The organism is Haloarcula ordinaria, from assembly GCF_029338275.1.
Lineage (GTDB): Archaea > Halobacteriota > Halobacteria > Halobacteriales > Haloarculaceae > Haloarcula > Haloarcula ordinaria.
In genome coordinates, this window is sequence record NZ_CP119789.1 from 2,883,814 (window position 1) to 2,897,999 (window position 14,186).

Below are 14,186 nucleotides of genomic sequence, written 5' to 3' on the forward strand. Positions count from 1 at the left end.
CATGGGAATCAGCTACTCAGTCGACGCCGACCCGGAGACCACCGCGAAAGCGATGCTTCGGGAACGGCAGATGAGCCACAAGCACAGCAAGGCCATCGCCCGGGAGATCAAGGGCAAGACGGCGAGCGACGCCGTCGAGTTCCTCGAGGCAGTCATCGAGGGCGACCAGCCGGTCGCGTTCAAGCAGCACAACTCGGGCGTCGGTCACAAGAGCAAGGTCGACGGATGGGACGCCGGACGCTTCCCGCAGAAGGCCAGCGAGGCCTTCATCGACCTGCTCGAGAACGCCGTCGGCAACGCCGACCACCAGGGATTCGACGGTGAATCCATGGAGATCATGCACGTCGCCGCCCACAAGGTCGGCGAACAGCAGGGTCGCAAACCGCGCGCGATGGGCCGGGCTTCCCCCTGGAACACGCCGCTGGTCGACGTCGAACTCGTCCTGGAGGAGGTCGAGGAATAATGGCCGACGAACTCCAGTTCATCGAGGACGGGCTCCAGCGGACCCAGATCGACGAGTTCTTCGCAGACGAACTCGGTCGCGCCGGCTACGGCGGCATGGACGTCGCCAAGACGCCGATGGGCACGCAGATCGTCCTCAAAGCCGAGAAGCCAGGGATGGTCATCGGCAAGGGCGGGAAGAACATCCGGAAGATCACGACGGAACTCGAGGAGCGGTTCGACCTCGACGACCCCCAGATCGACGTCCAGGAAGTGGACGAGCCGGACCTCAACGCCCGCATCGTCGCGGACCGACTGGCCAACGCCCTAGAGCGTGGCTGGTACTTCCGCAAGGCCGGACACACCACCATCGACCGCATCATGGAGTCCGGCGCGCTGGGTGCCGAGATCGTCCTCTCCGGGAAGGTCACGGGCGCCCGCTCCCGCGTCGAGAAGTTCAACCGCGGCTACATCAAACACAACGGCGAACCCGCCGAGGAGATCGTCGACAGCGGCGTCGGCGTCGCGGTGATGAAGCTGGGCACCATCGGTGTCCGGGTCAAGATCATCCCGCCCAACGCGGAGCTTCCCGACGACTTCGAAATCTACGAGGACGCCGATGTCGAGGACTACGTCGCCGACACCGAGGGCGAATCCGTCGAGGAACTCCTCGAAGGCGAACCCGAGGAAGCCGACGCCGAGGCCCCCGAAGCCGTCGACGAGACGGCAGCGGAGCCGGCCGACGACGTCGACGCCGAGGAGGTCCTCGACGAGGAGATCGTCGAGGAAGAGGTCGAAGTCCCGACCGACGACGACGTGGAAGACGTCGACGTCGACGAGCTCGAAGACGCCGTCGACGAGGAACTCGACGAGGACGTCGAGGCCGAAGCCGAGGAACTGATGGACGAGATGGACGACGCGGACGAGGAGTCCGCAGACGACGAGGAGGATGACGACGAATGACCGTCCTCCACGTCCAGGAGGTCCGCGACATGACCCCCGCCGAGCGAGAGGCGGAGCTCGAGGACCTCAAGACGGAACTGCTGAACGCCCGCGCCGTGCAGGCGGCGGGTGGCGCCCCGGACAACCCGGGCCGCATCAGCGAGCTGCGACGAGCCGTCGCCCGCATCAAGACGATTCAGCGGGAAGAAGGCGACCTGCAGGAGGACGAATAATGCCACTGACACCCGAGACGCTCCCCCGACACGAACTCGTCGGCCTCGACGTCGAGGTCGTCGCGGCGTCCAACCCGGACGTCGTCGGGCTCGCCGGCCGCGTCGTCAGCGAGACGACCCGGACGCTGGCAATCGAAGGAGCCGACCGGGTGTGGCGCGTGCCGAAGGACAGCGCGACGTTCGCGTTCGACCTCGACTCGGGCGAAACCGTCCGAGTGGATGGCGAGCGACTCGTCGCCCGTCCCGCTCGACGCACAGAGAACACAGGAGATTCACAATGGCGCTAGGACTGAACGTACAGGAACCGGAGGAGACCTGTGCCGACCAGAACTGTCCCTTCCACGGAGAGCTCTCCGTGCGAGGACAGACACTGGACGGCGAGGTCGTCTCCACCGATATGCAGAAGACCGTCGTCGTCGAGCGAGAGTACGACGTGAAGGTGCCCAAATACGACCGCTACATGAAGCGGCGTAGCCGGATTCCGGCCCACGCACCCGAATGCCTCGAACTCGAAGTCGGCGACACGGTCACAGTAGCAGAGTGTCGACCGCTCTCGAAGACGAAGAGCCACGTCGTCGTCGGCGTGGTCGCGGACGAACAGGACGGTGATGCGTGATGGAAGCGCTCGGCGCAGACGTCACGCAGGGCCTCGCGAAGGGCTCGCTCATCACGTGTGCCGACAACACGGGCGCACGCGAGCTCAAGGTCATCTCCGTCCACGGCTACTCGGGGACGAAGAATCGGCACCCGAAGGCCGGCCTGGGCGACAAGATCACGGTGTCGGTCACCAAGGGGACGCCCGAGATGCGTCGCCAGGTGCTCGAGGCCGTCGTCGTCCGCCAGCGAAAGCCCATCCGCCGACCCGACGGCACCCGCGTCAAGTTCGAAGACAACGCGGCCGTCATCGTCGACGAGAACGAGGACCCCCGCGGGACCGAACTCAAGGGGCCCATCGCTCGGGAAGTCGCAGAGCGATTCGGGAGTGTCGCGTCCGCCGCGACGATGATCGTATAGAACCATGAGTGAGCAACCACACAAACAGCGAACGAGTCAACGACGCGCCTCGCTGCACGAGAAGCACAAGCAGGTGCGGGCGACGCTCTCGGACGAGCTCCGCGAGGAGTACGACCAGCGCAACGTCCGCGTCAACGCCGGTGACACGGTGGAAGTGCTTCGCGGTGACTACGCCGGCGAAGATGGCGAAGTCATCAACGTCGACCTCAAGAAAGCCGTCATCCACGTCGAGGGCGTGACCCTCGAGAAGACGGATGGCGAAGAGGTCCCCCGGCCGCTGGACACCTCCAACGTCCGCGTGACGGACCTCGACACCGAGGACTCGAAGCGAGTCGTGCGTCTCGAATCGGAGGATGATTCCGCATGAGCAACCACCAGAAACGCCTCTCGGTGCCAAACAGTTGGCCCGTAGAGCGCAAGACAGCCACGTTCACGGTCAAGGCCGGCGCCGGCCCGCACGGTGAGTCGGGGGTTCCCCTGCTCATCGTCCTGCGGGACGTGCTCGGCTACGCCGACAACCGCAAGGAAGCGCGCTACGCGCTCAACGAGGACAACGTCCGCATCAACGGGAAGGCCGTCTCCGACGAGGAACGCCCCGTCGGGATGTTCGACATCCTGGCCTTCACCGAGCGCGAGGAGTACTACCGGGTCTTCCCCGGCGAGGGCGGTCGACTGGCGCTGACGGCCATCGAGGCCGACGCCGCCGAGTCCCGTCTCGGGAAGATCGTCAGCAAGACCCACGTCGCCGACGGCGAGGTCCAGCTCGGACTCCACGACGGGTCGACGCTCGTCGTCGAGGACGACCAGACCTACTCCGGCGGCGACTCCATCGTCGTCGACAACGAGTCCGGCGACATCGTCGCCCACTTCGTCTACGAGGAGGGCGCGCTCGTCACGGCCGTCGACGGCACCCACGCCGGCGAAATCGGTACGGTCGACGAGATTCAGGTCACGCCCGGCTCCGCACAGAACAACGTCCTGGTCGCCCAGGACGACGGCGAGGGCTTCGAGACCATCGAGGAGTACGTCGTCGTCATCGACGAGAACTTCACAGGCGATTCGGACGACGAATCGGAAACCGTGAGCGGCGAAGCCGCGAACGAGGGTGATGACGATGAGTAGTGAAACGGGATCTGGCGCCGACTTCCACGAGATGCGCGAACCGCGCATCGAGAAGGTCGTCGTCCACATGGGCATCGGCCACGGTGGCCGCGACCTGGCCAACGCCGAGGACATCCTCGGCCAGATTACCGGCCAGACGCCCGTCCGAACGAAGGCAAAGCGGACCGTCGGCGAGTTCGACATCCGCGAGGGCGACCCCATCGGCGCGAAGGTCACACTGCGTGACGCGACCGCCGCTTCGTTCCTCGAGACTGCGCTGCCGCTCGCCGACCTCAAGTCGACGCAGTTCGACGACACCGGCAACTTCAGCTTCGGCGTCGAGGAACACACTGAGTTCCCGAGCCAGGAGTACGACCCGAGCATCGGAATCTACGGGCTGGACGTCACCGTCAACCTCGTCCGCCCCGGCTACCGCGTCGCCAAGCGAGACAAGGCGTCCCGGTCGATTCCCTCGAACCATCGACTCAACCCCGACGACGCCGTCGCGTTCGTCGAGTCGACCTTCGACGTGGAGGTGAGCGAATGAGCGAAAGTGAAACACAGGACGAGCCCGACGCCGACACAGAGGCAGAACGGACCGGCCAGCTCGAGTCCTGCCAGCGCTGCGGGCGCCAGCAGGGACTCGTCGGCAAGTACGACATCTGGCTGTGTCGCCAGTGCTTCCGCGAGATCTCGCGGGGAATGGGCTTCAAGAAGTACAGCTAACCATGACAGGAAACGACCCATTCGCCAACGCGCTGTCGGCCATCAACAACGCCGAGAGCGTCGGGCATCTGGAGCAGACTGTATCGCCCGCCTCGAACGAAATCGGCTCCGTCCTCGAGGTCTTCTACGACCGCGGGTACATCGACGGGTTCACCTTCGTCGACGACGGCAAAGCCGGCGAGTTCGAGGTCGAACTGAAAGGTGCCATCAACGAGTGTGGCCCGGTCAAGCCCCGCTACTCAGCAGGGGCCGACGAGTTCGAGAAGTGGGAGAAGCGATTCCTCCCCGCCCGTGACTACGGGACCCTCGTCGTCACGACCAGCCACGGCATCATGAGCCACTACGAGGCTCGTGAGGAAGGCGTCGGTGGCCAAGTCATCGCGTACGTGTACTAACAATGCCACGAGTAGAACTGCAGATTCCGGAGGACGTGTCCGCCGAGATGGACCACCTCGACGTCACCGTCGACGGTCCCAACGGCACAGTCACACGTCGGCTCTGGTACCCCGACATCGACGTCTCCGTCGACGGCGACACCGTCGTCATCGAGTCCGAAGAGGACGACGCGAAGACGATGTCGACGATGGGTACCTTCGAGAGCCACATCGAGAACATGTTCCACGGCGTGACCGAGGGCTGGGAGTACGAGATGGAAGTCTTCTACTCTCACTTCCCCATGCAGGTCAACGTCGAAGGTGACGAAGTCGTCATCGAGAACTTCCTCGGCGAGCGCGCCGCCCGTCGGACTACCATCCACGGGGACACCGAGGTCCAGATCGACGGCGAGGAACTCACCCTGACGGGCTCGGACATCGAGGCCGTCGGCCAGACCGCCGCGGACATCGAACAGCTCACCCGCGTCAACGACAAGGACGTCCGGGTGTTCCAGGACGGGGTGTACATCACCCAGAAACCGTCGCGAGGTGACGCCTGATGGCAGACGACGAATCCAACGACGAGTTCGAGGAACTCACCGACATCAGCGGCGTCGGCGACGCGAAGGCCAACGCGCTGCGCGAGGCCGGCTTCGAGACGGTCGAAGACGTGCGCCGCGCAGAGCAGTCCGAGCTGGCCGAGGCCGAGGGCGTCGGTAACGCCCTCGCGGCCCGAATCAAGGCCGACGTCGGTGGCCTCGAGGTCGCCGAGGAGGCCGAGGCCGACGTCGAAGACGAGACCGAGGACGACGAGCCGGCCGAGGACGTGGAGACGGAGCTCCAGCCCCGCGGGCTCGCCGACAAGACGCCGGGCCTGGACGACGAGGAGGCCCGACTGCTGGCACAGCGCCACCGCGTCGGGAAGCCGAAGTTCAACCGGCAGGACCACCACAAGAAGAAGCGCGTCTCGACATCGTGGCGCCGCCCCCGCGGGCAGCTCTCGAAGCAGCGCCGCGGCATCAAGGGCAAGGGCGACACCGTCGAGGCGGGCTTCCGCTCGCCGAAGGGCGTGCGCGGCAAGCACCCCTCGGGCTTCGAGGAAGTCCGCGTCCACAACGTGGACGACCTGGACGGCGTCGACGGCGACGTCGAGGCCGTCCGCATCGCCTCGAAGGTCGGCGCTCGCAAGCGCGAGCGAATCGAGGAGGAGGCGGAGGCAGCGGGCATCCGCGTCCTCAACCCAACCTACGTCGAAGTGGAGGTGAGTGAGTGATGACGAACCTCAAAGCACAGAAGCGACTCGCAGCGGACGTCCTCGACGTCGGGAAGAACCGCCTCTGGTTCGACCCCGAGCGACAGGGCGACATCGCCGACGCGATCACTCGCGAAGACATCCGCGAACTGGTCGACGAAGGCGCCATCACGGCGAAAGACAAGAAGGGCAACTCCCGTGGCCGCGCACGCGAACGCCAGCAGAAGCGTTCCTACGGCCACCAGAAGGGAGCCGGCACCCGCAAAGGGAAGGCCGGGGCCCGGCGAAACGAGAAGGAAGACTGGACGTCGCGCATCCGCGCCCAGCGGACGACGCTGCGCGAGCTGCGCGACGACGGCACGCTCTCGAAGACCGAGTACCGCAAGCTCTACGACATGGCTGGCGGTGGCGAGTTCGACAGCGTGGCGGACCTCGAACGATACATCGAAGCAAACTACGGTGACGAATAATGGCGACAGGACCACGATACAAGGTGCCGATGCGGCGACGCCGCGAGGCCCGAACCGATTACCATCAGCGGTTGCGCCTGCTGAAATCCGGCAAGCCCCGCCTCGTTGCTCGAAAGAGTAACAAGCACGTCAGGGCGCAGCTGGTGACTCTCGGGCCAGACGGCGACCGAACCCTCGCGTCCGCACAGTCGAGCGACCTCGCGGAGTACGGCTGGGAAGCGCCGACGGGCAACATGCCCTCGGCGTACCTGACCGGACTGCTCGCAGGTCTGCGCGCACTGGATGCGGGCGTCGAGGAAGCGGTGCTCGACATCGGCCTCAACTCCCCGACCCCCGGAAGCAAAGTTTTCGCAATACAGGAAGGCGCAATCGACGCCGGCCTGGACATCCCCCACAACGACGACGTACTCGCAGACTGGCAGCGCACGCGCGGTGTCCACATCGCCGAGTACGACGAGCAGCTGGACGAACCGCTGTACAGTGGGGACTTCGACGCGGCAGACCTCCCGGAACACTTCGACGAAGTGCGGGAGACACTACTGGAAGGTGACATCGAACTATGAGTGGTAACAACGGCTGGGAACCCCGGACACGCCTCGGCAAGCAAGTTGTCGAGGGCGAGATCGACTCCATGCAGGAGGCGCTCAACTCGGGACTCCCACTGAAAGAATCGGAAATCGTCGACCAGCTCGTTCCCGACCTGGAAGACGAAGTGCTGGATATCAACATGGTCCAGCGGATGACCGACTCCGGCCGGCGGGTGAAGTTCCGCTGTGTCGTCGCAGTCGGCAACCGCAACGGACTGGTCGGCTATGCCGAGGGGCGTGACGACCAGGTCGGCGGGGCCATCCAGAAGGCGATCAACATCGCCAAACTGAACATCATCAACGTCTCTCGTGGCTGTGGGTCCTGGGAGTGTGGCTGTGGCCGTCCGCACACGGTCGCGCTGCGCACCAAGGGCAAGGCCGGGAGCGTCGAGGTCGAGCTCCAGCCCGCCCCGCGCGGCCTGGGCCTGGCGGGCGGGGAGACCGTCCGCAAGGTGCTCGAGCTCGCCGGCATCGAAGACATCTGGACCCGCTCGTCGGGCAACACCCGCACGACGGTCAACTTCGCGAAGGCGACGTTCAACGCCTTGCAGAACACGGCCGAAGCCCGTGTGCCCGAACGGACCTTCGAGAAGCGAGAGGTGATCGAGTGATGCACGCGCTCGTCCAGCTCCGTGGCGACGTCAACATGGATACGGACATCCACGACACGCTGAAGATGCTCAACGTCCACCACGTCAACCACGCGACGCTCGTCCCCGACACGGACACGTACAACGGCATGGTGACGAAGGTCAACGACTACGTGGCCTTCGGCGAGCCCAGCCAGGAGACGCTCGAACTGCTCCTGGAGACGCGCGCCGAACCCGCCGAGGGTGACGCCGACGTCGACGACGAGTGGGTCGCCGAGAACACCGACTACGACGACATCGCCGGTCTGGCGTGGGCGCTCATCTCCGAGGAGACGACCCTGCAGGAGCAGGGACTCTCCCCGACGCTCCGTCTGCACCCGCCGCGTGGCGGCCACGACGGCATCAAGCACCCGGTCAAGGAAGGCGGTGAACTCGGACGCCACGACTCCGAGGGCATCGACGACCTCCTGGAGGCGATGCGATAATGACGAGTAAGAAACGACGGCAGCGCGGGTCCCGCACGCACGGCGGCGGCTCGCACAAGAACCGTCGCGGTGCCGGTCACCGCGGTGGCCGCGGGGCCGCCGGCCGCGACAAGCACGAGATGCACAACTACGAGCCGCTCGGCAAGAGCGGCTTCAAGCGCCCGCAGAAGGTCCAGGAAGAGGTCGCGACGGTCGACGTCCGCGAGCTCGACGAGGACGCGGCGCTGCTGGCCGCCGACGGCGTCGCCGAAGAAGACGGCGACGGCTACCGCATCGACGCCCGCGACGTGGTCGACGACGGCCGCGAAGTCGACGTCGTGAAGGTCCTCGGGTCCGGCCAGGTTCGCAACGAACTCACGCTGGTCGCCGACGACTTCTCCGAGCAGGCGACGGAGAAAATTGAAGCGGCTGGCGGCAGTACCGAGCTGACAGCGCGGGGCCAGGAGCGCCAGGCCGCCGCCGAAGAGGACGAAACCGACGCAGAAGACCAGGACTAACGACCCATGACTTGGAAGGACACCGCCGAACCACTGCTCGTCCGGATGCCAGCAGTCCGTCGCCCGGAGAAACACATCCCGTTCAAGCGCAAGCTGACGTGGACCGGGGGCGTACTCCTGCTGTACTTCTTCCTGACGAACGTGCAGCTGTTCGGGCTCGACATCGACCAGAGCCAGGCCATCTTCGGCCGCTTCGCGTCGATTCTCGCGTCCGGACAGGGGAGCATCATGCAACTGGGTATCGGGCCGATCGTCACTGCCTCCATCGTGTTGCAGCTGCTCGGTGGGGCCGACCTGCTCGGCCTGGACACGCAGAACGACCCGCGTGACCAGGTGCTCTACCAGGGCTTACAGAAGCTGCTCGTGGTGGTGATGATCTGTCTGACCGGCCTGCCGATGGTCTTCGCCGGTAGCTTCCTGCCGGCGGACCCCGCCGTCGCCCAGTCACTGGGCATCGGCACCGCCGGCGTCCAGTGGCTCATCTTCGCCCAGATATTCGTCGGTGGTGTCCTCATCCTCTTCATGGACGAGGTCATCTCCAAGTGGGGCGTCGGCTCCGGTATCGGGCTGTTCATCGTCGCCGGCGTGAGCCAGCGCCTGCTCGGTGGGCTGGTGACGACGCCCGTCATCGGCGGCCAGAGCGGCATCATCCACACCTGGTACCTCTTCATCACCGGCCAGCAGTCCACCGGCCCGGTGCTCGCACTGGAGGGGCTCCAGACCATCATCCTCGGCCAGGGACGCATCCTCGCGCTCATCACGACCGTCCTCATCTTCGGGGTGGTCGTCTACGCCGAGTCCGTCCGCGTCGAGATTCCCCTCTCGAACGCCCGGGTCAAGGGCGCGCGTGGCCGCTTCCCCGTGAAGCTCATCTACGCCAGCGTCCTGCCGATGATCCTCGTCCGCGCGCTCCAGGCCAACATCCAGTTCCTGGGGCGCATCCTGGACGCCCAGCTGGCCAGCATGCCGGCCTGGCTGGGGACCTACTCGAACGGCCAACCCACCGGTGGGTTGTTCTACTTCCTGGCCCCCATCCAGAGCCCCCAGCAGTGGATGTGGTGGCTCGAATCGGCGAGTCAACCCGTCTGGCAGATTCTCGTCCGCATTGGGGTCGACCTGACCTTCATGCTCATCGGCGGCGCCATCTTCGCCGTCTTCTGGGTGGAGACGACTGACATGGGCCCCGAGGCGACGGCCCAGCAGATTCACAACTCCGGGATGCAGATTCCCGGCTTCCGGCAGAACGTCGGTGTCATCGAGAAGGTCCTCGAACGCTACATCCCGCAGGTGACCATCATCGGCGGCGCGCTCGTCGGCTTGCTCGCGGTGCTCGCGAACATGATGGGCACCATCGGCGGCGTCTCCGGAACCGGCCTGCTGCTGACGGTCTCCATCACGTACAAGCTGTACGAGGAGATCGCCGAAGAACAGCTCATGGAGATGCATCCGATGATGCGCCAGATGTTTGGCTGAGTGTGTTCACCCTGTAAACACACTTCTCTACCCCCGGTAATTCTTTCAGGCCCCTCCCTGAACAGGGATGTATGGCCTCCGGTTCTTCGAACGACGACGAACCCTCTCCCCACATCCGCATCCGTATCGAGCCCGAACACAAGCGAGAGTGGCTCGAATACGTCGAGGAATCCCGGCATTCGACGATGACTGACCTTATCAAGACTGCCGTCGATAATACGATCAAAGGAAAGTGGGTACTCAGAGACCACGAGGACGACGAGCAGTCGGTCCCCGACGAACTCACAGAGTCGCTCGACACCATCCACGAACGACTGGAGGCGGTCGAGACGCAACTCGACGACGCGACACTTGGCGACGCAGAGCCAGAGGAAATTGACGAGCAGGAACTCCTCCGTATCGCCCATCGCTGCCACGATGTATTGCCGGTCGTCGAGGACGAGGAACACCTCATCTCGTTGACCCCCCTGTACAAGATCAAGCTCGAAGCCCACGAACGCCCGAAGCTCACTGGTACCGCTCAGGACATCAGCGCCCACATCGACGAATCGAGTTCGACAGTTCGACGCGCGCTCATCTACCTGGAGCGACAGCCGACGGTGAACGTCGAAAGCGTCATCGACGAGGGGACGCGTCGCTGGTACGAAGTCGATCCGACCGCCGAAAGCAGCGTTCCCGACGAGATGGACCTCCGTGCGACACTGGAAGAATCGTCCGAGGTCGACAACGTGGACGAAGCCCTCGAATTCGTCGAGGGCTCGAAAGTTCCCGAACCGGACAAGGAGGGTGACTTCTGATGGAACGTCAGGACGACGGCAAATTCGGGTCGAAACGCGAACTCGAGGAATACAAGCAACTGTTCGATGACTACGCAGGCTGGCTCACGGACTTCGTGGACAAGGACACGACCGTCACGCGTCGGAAGAAGGGGGCCGAAGCTTGGCTGCACTGGTGTGCGGAAGAAGGCTACGACCCGCTGGACGCCGACGAGGACACTGTGGACGCGTTCGTCCACGCGATGGTCGGTGACGGCCTCGCCGAGACGACGATCTCGAACCGGTTCGCCTCCGTCAGTAAGTTCTACCACTGGATCTCGACCGACCCCGACAGACCGAACGACATCGAGAATCCCACGGCCGAGATTACGCTCCCCAATCAATACGACATCAGCAACAACGCCGCATACACGCGAATCCTGCATCGGGAAGGTCGGGAGGACATCATCGCCCCCGACTACGAGGAACTGAAGCCCCTGTTCGACCATCCGCCCGGAGCGACCGACTTCTCGAAGATACGAAACGAACTCGTCTGTCGGCTCTTCTGGCAGACAGCGCTACGTTCCGACGAGATGTCCCGGGTCCGTCTCGACAACGTCGATTTCGATGACAGGGACATCAGAGTCCGGAGTGCGAAGCTCAACATTGACGACCACCCGAAGCTCTACCACCGCCACGTCTTCTACGAGGGGAATCTGGACTACCTCATGCAGCGCTGGATCGACAAACGCGCCGAGAAAGACCCGAAGAACGAGTCGCCGTACCTGTTCATCGGAGACAAGGGGAATCAGCTCAGCTCTTCATACCTCTCACGCATCGTCAAAGAAGCCGCACACGACGCCGGTATTCAGGAGCCGCTGGTACGGGATTCCGATGGAACTGTCGCACAGTGGTTGTACACCGCTCACAGACTCAGACACAGCCGAATTACACACCTTGCGAACAAGACGGATATGGACCTGAACTTCGTGCGGATGATGGCGGGCCACGCGAGTATGGACACAACGCTCGATTACGTCAATCCAGACTGGGGCGAAGCGCGACAGGCGTATAGAGACGCGACGGGAACGGGCAACTAGTGAATTGACGAACGGCTCACAGAATTGTAAGGTGGTCCTCAGTCTTTGATGGGCAATACCCCATAAACCCTTGTTGATGGGCCACAGACCATAGAACAAGGGATGACGTTCGAGGTCATCGAGAACACCGAAGACAGAACAGGTGAGACGGTCATCCGACGAAAAATATACGAACTGATGATCCCCAGTATCCAATCGGATACCGATACGCCCTACATTACGGCTTTCTCGATGGCCAGGGCACCATTCTCCGGTACGACAACGAGAACCAGACCCCCGGGCGCCACGAACGCCACACATCCGACGGCATCGAAGAAATCGAGTTCCGCGGAATGAGAGAACTCCGTGACCGATTCTTGAACGAAATCCAGGACCTTCCATGACCACGAACACACTCAAAATCACGTACGGACAGTGCGAGAATAACCAGCGAGCCGCCCGCGAACGACTCCGTCGGGCAGAGGCTGGCGAAGAGTTCGATGAACAAGAGGCAGCGTTTATCCTTAACCTCGATGATCTTGCCGACGTCGAACGACTCATGCGTCGGTTGAATCTCCAGCTTCTGGATATCGTCGCCAGTGAACGCCCCGAAAGTATCCGTGAGACGGCCCGACTTGTCGACCGCGATTACAAAGAGGTTCACCGGAATCTCGAGGAGCTCGAAGAACTCGGTGTCATCGAATTCACTACAGAAGGCAATAGCAAACGCCCGATTCTCCGCGATGGAACCGAGGCAATCGACCTCTCGATTACGTTTCCCATCGACGCCGACACGTCCGACTTCACTGCTCGTCAAGAGAGATCAGCCTGAGACACAGTGCTTCGAATGTCTGCTGGCACGGGTGGGGCGTTCGCGCCACCGACAAAAGTATGATTCCACTCAAGACGCTCGTCTCGAAGCGTCGCGCCGTCTATCGGGTGACTCTCACAGCAGATCTGGCTCTCCCCTCTCAATCAGCCTTCTTGGACGGTTACGGGCACTTCAGTATAGACGGTCGAGCGAGCCATAGAGCTCCTCGTTCTGAATATGGGTGCAGAACTGCGCGCAGAGCCGACAGCAGTCAGCGGCACCGCTGGATGACTAAGTACGCGGCGTCCCAACCGATGACCTGAGACACTCTCAGATGTCCGATACCGATCGCCATCCAACAGAGGAAGTTCGCCAGCCGGAGCCACCGCTTCCCGAGGATAGCGGGCTGACGCTCGAAGAGTATCTCGCTATGCAACAGGCAATCGGTCACCCGACGCGGTTTCGGATCCTGCGAACGCTCGTCGTCAACGACGAATTGAGTGCTGCCGATCTCAAGGCTGCGGTCGACGTCGAATCCCACAATTTCCACTACCACCTCGACGAACTGGTCGATGTCGGACTGGTCGACAAGCGCCAGCGACGGACCGCTGACAGCCAAGACTTCTACACGTACGATCGGCCGACAGCGATGGGGCGCGACATCCTCGAATACGGCGTCGTGGAACTCATACGCCGTGAACGAGAGTTCGACGACGTGTATCGTAGGCTATAGTCCCAACGAAACGCGAATAGCGTCTTCAATCTCTTCGATCTGAGACGGAGAAACCGTGCCGTACTTCTCTACGATCCGCTCTTCGATATCGACCGTGCGGATCTGGTCCAGCTGGACGTGCGAGTCCTTGCTGAGTTCGTCCATCGACCCCGGAAGATTGACGTGAAACGGGTAGTTCGTATGTCCGCCCGAGATCGGCGCGATTATCGTCGTAGCTGAGTGTGTGTTTCCGACATCGTTCTGAACAACAACTGCAGGACGGGTTTTGTAAATCTCTCCACCTCTGGTGTCATCATCGCCCGGTCCACCGAGATCGACGCTGACAATATCCCCTCTCCGGACTCTCATTCGTGGTCCGGGTGGTCGCCAAGTTGCTTATTCGCTTCAGTTGAGACGGCACTCCACTCGGTATTCGTCTCGGCTGCCTGGGCAGCATTGTCTTGATACGCCTCTGCAAGCTCCGTTTCAGTCGGTTGCATTCGGTCATCGATTGCTTCCTGAACGAGTTGAGAGAGATTGATCCCTGTTTCATCAACCCACTTGGATTGGTCTTCTCGAATTGTGACGTTCTTTCGCTCCATAATTGTGTGTATTGAGTGTGTATGAATAAGCCTGGCGGCGCG

Annotated in this window: 25 protein-coding genes and 2 pseudogenes; 24 read left to right on the plus strand and 3 right to left on the minus strand. The window is 63.0% G+C overall.

The features are described from left to right. Position 1 precedes the first annotated feature (1 nt). From P1L41_RS15140 to P1L41_RS15250, 23 genes and pseudogenes are all read left to right on the plus strand, one after another. Positions 2–463 (plus strand): 50S ribosomal protein L22, encoded by a 462-nt coding sequence (locus tag P1L41_RS15140; protein WP_276296564.1) that lies wholly within the window; start codon positions 2–4, stop codon positions 461–463. Further along, positions 463–1,404 (plus strand): 30S ribosomal protein S3, encoded by a 942-nt coding sequence (locus P1L41_RS15145; RefSeq protein ID WP_276296565.1) that lies wholly within the window; start codon positions 463–465, stop codon positions 1,402–1,404. Before P1L41_RS15140 ends, P1L41_RS15145 begins: the two co-directional genes overlap by 1 nt. Further along, positions 1,401–1,616 (plus strand): 50S ribosomal protein L29, encoded by a 216-nt coding sequence (gene rpmC, locus P1L41_RS15150; RefSeq protein ID WP_276278047.1) that lies wholly within the window; start codon positions 1,401–1,403, stop codon positions 1,614–1,616. Before P1L41_RS15145 ends, rpmC begins: the two co-directional genes overlap by 4 nt. Continuing rightward, the gene (locus P1L41_RS15155) at positions 1,616–1,903 is read left to right on the plus strand and encodes a ribonuclease P protein component 1 (protein WP_276296566.1); all 288 of its coding nucleotides are present in this window, start codon (positions 1,616–1,618) and stop codon (positions 1,901–1,903) included. The genes rpmC and P1L41_RS15155 overlap by 1 nt, the downstream gene beginning before the upstream one ends. Then, positions 1,894–2,232, plus strand: a complete 339-nt coding sequence (locus P1L41_RS15160) for a 30S ribosomal protein S17 (RefSeq protein WP_276296567.1) — start codon at positions 1,894–1,896, stop codon at positions 2,230–2,232. The genes P1L41_RS15155 and P1L41_RS15160 overlap by 10 nt, the downstream gene beginning before the upstream one ends. After that, complete coding sequence (locus P1L41_RS15165) at positions 2,232–2,630, plus strand: 50S ribosomal protein L14 (RefSeq protein WP_276296568.1); 399 nt, start codon at positions 2,232–2,234, stop codon at positions 2,628–2,630. The genes P1L41_RS15160 and P1L41_RS15165 overlap by 1 nt, the downstream gene beginning before the upstream one ends. 4 nt (positions 2,631–2,634) lie before the next feature. Then, a complete protein-coding gene (gene rplX / locus P1L41_RS15170) occupies positions 2,635–2,997 on the plus strand; it encodes a 50S ribosomal protein L24 (protein WP_276296569.1) in 363 nt (120 codons plus the stop codon). Beyond that, entirely contained in the window at positions 2,994–3,752 is a 759-nt protein-coding gene (locus P1L41_RS15175) for a 30S ribosomal protein S4e (protein ID WP_276296570.1), read from the plus strand. The genes rplX and P1L41_RS15175 overlap by 4 nt, the downstream gene beginning before the upstream one ends. Beyond that, complete coding sequence (locus P1L41_RS15180; protein ID WP_276296571.1) at positions 3,745–4,278, plus strand: 50S ribosomal protein L5; 534 nt, start codon at positions 3,745–3,747, stop codon at positions 4,276–4,278. The genes P1L41_RS15175 and P1L41_RS15180 overlap by 8 nt, the downstream gene beginning before the upstream one ends. After that, positions 4,275–4,457 (plus strand): 30S ribosomal protein S14, encoded by a 183-nt coding sequence (locus P1L41_RS15185; protein ID WP_276296572.1) that lies wholly within the window; start codon positions 4,275–4,277, stop codon positions 4,455–4,457. The genes P1L41_RS15180 and P1L41_RS15185 overlap by 4 nt, the downstream gene beginning before the upstream one ends. Before the next feature lie 2 nt (positions 4,458–4,459). After that, positions 4,460–4,852, plus strand: a complete 393-nt coding sequence (locus P1L41_RS15190; RefSeq protein WP_276296573.1) for a 30S ribosomal protein S8 — start codon at positions 4,460–4,462, stop codon at positions 4,850–4,852. 2 nt (positions 4,853–4,854) lie between these two features. Further along, positions 4,855–5,391, plus strand: coding sequence for a 50S ribosomal protein L6 (locus P1L41_RS15195; RefSeq protein ID WP_276296574.1), 537 nt, complete (start codon positions 4,855–4,857; stop codon positions 5,389–5,391). After that, positions 5,391–6,104 (plus strand): 50S ribosomal protein L32e, encoded by a 714-nt coding sequence (locus tag P1L41_RS15200; RefSeq protein ID WP_276296575.1) that lies wholly within the window; start codon positions 5,391–5,393, stop codon positions 6,102–6,104. Before P1L41_RS15195 ends, P1L41_RS15200 begins: the two co-directional genes overlap by 1 nt. After that, positions 6,104–6,553 carry a 50S ribosomal protein L19e gene (locus tag P1L41_RS15205; protein WP_276296576.1) on the plus strand — a complete coding sequence of 150 codons (450 nt, stop codon included), beginning with the start codon at positions 6,104–6,106 and terminating at the stop codon, positions 6,551–6,553. Before P1L41_RS15200 ends, P1L41_RS15205 begins: the two co-directional genes overlap by 1 nt. Next, positions 6,553–7,116: a 50S ribosomal protein L18 gene (locus P1L41_RS15210; RefSeq protein ID WP_276296577.1), complete on the plus strand. Its 564-nt coding sequence runs from the start codon at positions 6,553–6,555 to the stop codon at positions 7,114–7,116. Before P1L41_RS15205 ends, P1L41_RS15210 begins: the two co-directional genes overlap by 1 nt. Then, on the plus strand, positions 7,113–7,751 hold the full coding sequence (locus P1L41_RS15215) for a 30S ribosomal protein S5 (protein WP_276296578.1): 639 nt from the start codon (positions 7,113–7,115) through the stop codon (positions 7,749–7,751). Before P1L41_RS15210 ends, P1L41_RS15215 begins: the two co-directional genes overlap by 4 nt. Next, entirely contained in the window at positions 7,751–8,215 is a 465-nt protein-coding gene (rpmD, locus tag P1L41_RS15220) for a 50S ribosomal protein L30 (RefSeq protein ID WP_276296579.1), read from the plus strand. Before P1L41_RS15215 ends, rpmD begins: the two co-directional genes overlap by 1 nt. Beyond that, positions 8,215–8,712, plus strand: coding sequence for an uL15m family ribosomal protein (locus P1L41_RS15225; protein ID WP_276296580.1), 498 nt, complete (start codon positions 8,215–8,217; stop codon positions 8,710–8,712). The genes rpmD and P1L41_RS15225 overlap by 1 nt, the downstream gene beginning before the upstream one ends. Positions 8,713–8,718: 6 nt before the next feature. Then, positions 8,719–10,185, plus strand: coding sequence for a preprotein translocase subunit SecY (gene secY, locus P1L41_RS15230; protein WP_276296581.1), 1,467 nt, complete (start codon positions 8,719–8,721; stop codon positions 10,183–10,185). A gap of 71 nt (positions 10,186–10,256) precedes the next feature. Further along, complete coding sequence (locus P1L41_RS15235; protein WP_276296582.1) at positions 10,257–10,982, plus strand: hypothetical protein; 726 nt, start codon at positions 10,257–10,259, stop codon at positions 10,980–10,982. Next, a complete protein-coding gene (locus P1L41_RS15240; RefSeq protein WP_276296583.1) occupies positions 10,982–12,040 on the plus strand; it encodes a tyrosine-type recombinase/integrase in 1,059 nt (352 codons plus the stop codon). Before P1L41_RS15235 ends, P1L41_RS15240 begins: the two co-directional genes overlap by 1 nt. A gap of 102 nt (positions 12,041–12,142) precedes the next feature. Continuing rightward, positions 12,143–12,423: pseudogene (locus P1L41_RS15245) on the plus strand (toxin-antitoxin system TumE family protein). Then, positions 12,420–12,851 carry an HVO_A0114 family putative DNA-binding protein gene (locus tag P1L41_RS15250; RefSeq protein ID WP_276296584.1) on the plus strand — a complete coding sequence of 144 codons (432 nt, stop codon included), beginning with the start codon at positions 12,420–12,422 and terminating at the stop codon, positions 12,849–12,851. Before P1L41_RS15245 ends, P1L41_RS15250 begins: the two are co-directional and overlap by 4 nt. A 171-nt stretch (positions 12,852–13,022) precedes the next feature. Here P1L41_RS15250 and P1L41_RS18745 read toward each other — a convergent pair. Then, positions 13,023–13,103: pseudogene (locus tag P1L41_RS18745) on the minus strand (DUF7509 family protein); the annotation flags it as partial. A 61-nt stretch (positions 13,104–13,164) separates the two neighbouring features. Here P1L41_RS18745 and P1L41_RS15255 point away from each other — a divergent pair. Further along, complete coding sequence (locus tag P1L41_RS15255; RefSeq protein ID WP_276296585.1) at positions 13,165–13,563, plus strand: winged helix-turn-helix domain-containing protein; 399 nt, start codon at positions 13,165–13,167, stop codon at positions 13,561–13,563. Here the strand turns inward: P1L41_RS15255 and P1L41_RS15260 are convergent. Beyond that, the gene (locus tag P1L41_RS15260; RefSeq protein WP_276296586.1) at positions 13,558–13,911 is read right to left on the minus strand and encodes a type II toxin-antitoxin system PemK/MazF family toxin; all 354 of its coding nucleotides are present in this window, start codon (positions 13,909–13,911) and stop codon (positions 13,558–13,560) included. The genes P1L41_RS15255 and P1L41_RS15260 overlap by 6 nt on opposite strands. After that, positions 13,908–14,144: a hypothetical protein gene (locus P1L41_RS15265; protein ID WP_276296587.1), complete on the minus strand. Its 237-nt coding sequence runs from the start codon at positions 14,142–14,144 to the stop codon at positions 13,908–13,910. The genes P1L41_RS15260 and P1L41_RS15265 overlap by 4 nt, the downstream gene beginning before the upstream one ends. Positions 14,145–14,186 lie beyond the last annotated feature (42 nt).

Bases quoted from the DNA above. Each gene is read 5' to 3' on its own strand.
- P1L41_RS15140 (WP_276296564.1), top strand. From the start codon at position 2: ATGGGAATCAGCTACTCAGTCGACGCCGACCCGGAGACCACCGCGAAA.
- P1L41_RS15145 (WP_276296565.1), top strand. From the start codon at position 463: ATGGCCGACGAACTCCAGTTCATCGAGGACGGGCTCCAGCGGACCCAG.
- rpmC (WP_276278047.1), top strand. From the start codon at position 1,401: ATGACCGTCCTCCACGTCCAGGAGGTCCGCGACATGACCCCCGCCGAG.
- P1L41_RS15155 (WP_276296566.1), top strand. From the start codon at position 1,616: ATGCCACTGACACCCGAGACGCTCCCCCGACACGAACTCGTCGGCCTC.
- P1L41_RS15160 (WP_276296567.1), top strand. From the start codon at position 1,894: ATGGCGCTAGGACTGAACGTACAGGAACCGGAGGAGACCTGTGCCGAC.
- P1L41_RS15165 (WP_276296568.1), top strand. From the start codon at position 2,232: ATGGAAGCGCTCGGCGCAGACGTCACGCAGGGCCTCGCGAAGGGCTCG.
- rplX (WP_276296569.1), top strand. From the start codon at position 2,635: ATGAGTGAGCAACCACACAAACAGCGAACGAGTCAACGACGCGCCTCG.
- P1L41_RS15175 (WP_276296570.1), top strand. From the start codon at position 2,994: ATGAGCAACCACCAGAAACGCCTCTCGGTGCCAAACAGTTGGCCCGTA.
- P1L41_RS15180 (WP_276296571.1), top strand. From the start codon at position 3,745: ATGAGTAGTGAAACGGGATCTGGCGCCGACTTCCACGAGATGCGCGAA.
- P1L41_RS15185 (WP_276296572.1), top strand. From the start codon at position 4,275: ATGAGCGAAAGTGAAACACAGGACGAGCCCGACGCCGACACAGAGGCA.
- P1L41_RS15190 (WP_276296573.1), top strand. From the start codon at position 4,460: ATGACAGGAAACGACCCATTCGCCAACGCGCTGTCGGCCATCAACAAC.
- P1L41_RS15195 (WP_276296574.1), top strand. From the start codon at position 4,855: ATGCCACGAGTAGAACTGCAGATTCCGGAGGACGTGTCCGCCGAGATG.
- P1L41_RS15200 (WP_276296575.1), top strand. From the start codon at position 5,391: ATGGCAGACGACGAATCCAACGACGAGTTCGAGGAACTCACCGACATC.
- P1L41_RS15205 (WP_276296576.1), top strand. From the start codon at position 6,104: ATGACGAACCTCAAAGCACAGAAGCGACTCGCAGCGGACGTCCTCGAC.
- P1L41_RS15210 (WP_276296577.1), top strand. From the start codon at position 6,553: ATGGCGACAGGACCACGATACAAGGTGCCGATGCGGCGACGCCGCGAG.
- P1L41_RS15215 (WP_276296578.1), top strand. From the start codon at position 7,113: ATGAGTGGTAACAACGGCTGGGAACCCCGGACACGCCTCGGCAAGCAA.
- rpmD (WP_276296579.1), top strand. From the start codon at position 7,751: ATGCACGCGCTCGTCCAGCTCCGTGGCGACGTCAACATGGATACGGAC.
- P1L41_RS15225 (WP_276296580.1), top strand. From the start codon at position 8,215: ATGACGAGTAAGAAACGACGGCAGCGCGGGTCCCGCACGCACGGCGGC.
- secY (WP_276296581.1), top strand. From the start codon at position 8,719: ATGACTTGGAAGGACACCGCCGAACCACTGCTCGTCCGGATGCCAGCA.
- P1L41_RS15235 (WP_276296582.1), top strand. From the start codon at position 10,257: ATGGCCTCCGGTTCTTCGAACGACGACGAACCCTCTCCCCACATCCGC.
- P1L41_RS15240 (WP_276296583.1), top strand. From the start codon at position 10,982: ATGGAACGTCAGGACGACGGCAAATTCGGGTCGAAACGCGAACTCGAG.
- P1L41_RS15250 (WP_276296584.1), top strand. From the start codon at position 12,420: ATGACCACGAACACACTCAAAATCACGTACGGACAGTGCGAGAATAAC.
- P1L41_RS15255 (WP_276296585.1), top strand. From the start codon at position 13,165: ATGTCCGATACCGATCGCCATCCAACAGAGGAAGTTCGCCAGCCGGAG.
- P1L41_RS15260 (WP_276296586.1), bottom strand. From the start codon at position 13,911: ATGAGAGTCCGGAGAGGGGATATTGTCAGCGTCGATCTCGGTGGACCG.
- P1L41_RS15265 (WP_276296587.1), bottom strand. From the start codon at position 14,144: ATGGAGCGAAAGAACGTCACAATTCGAGAAGACCAATCCAAGTGGGTT.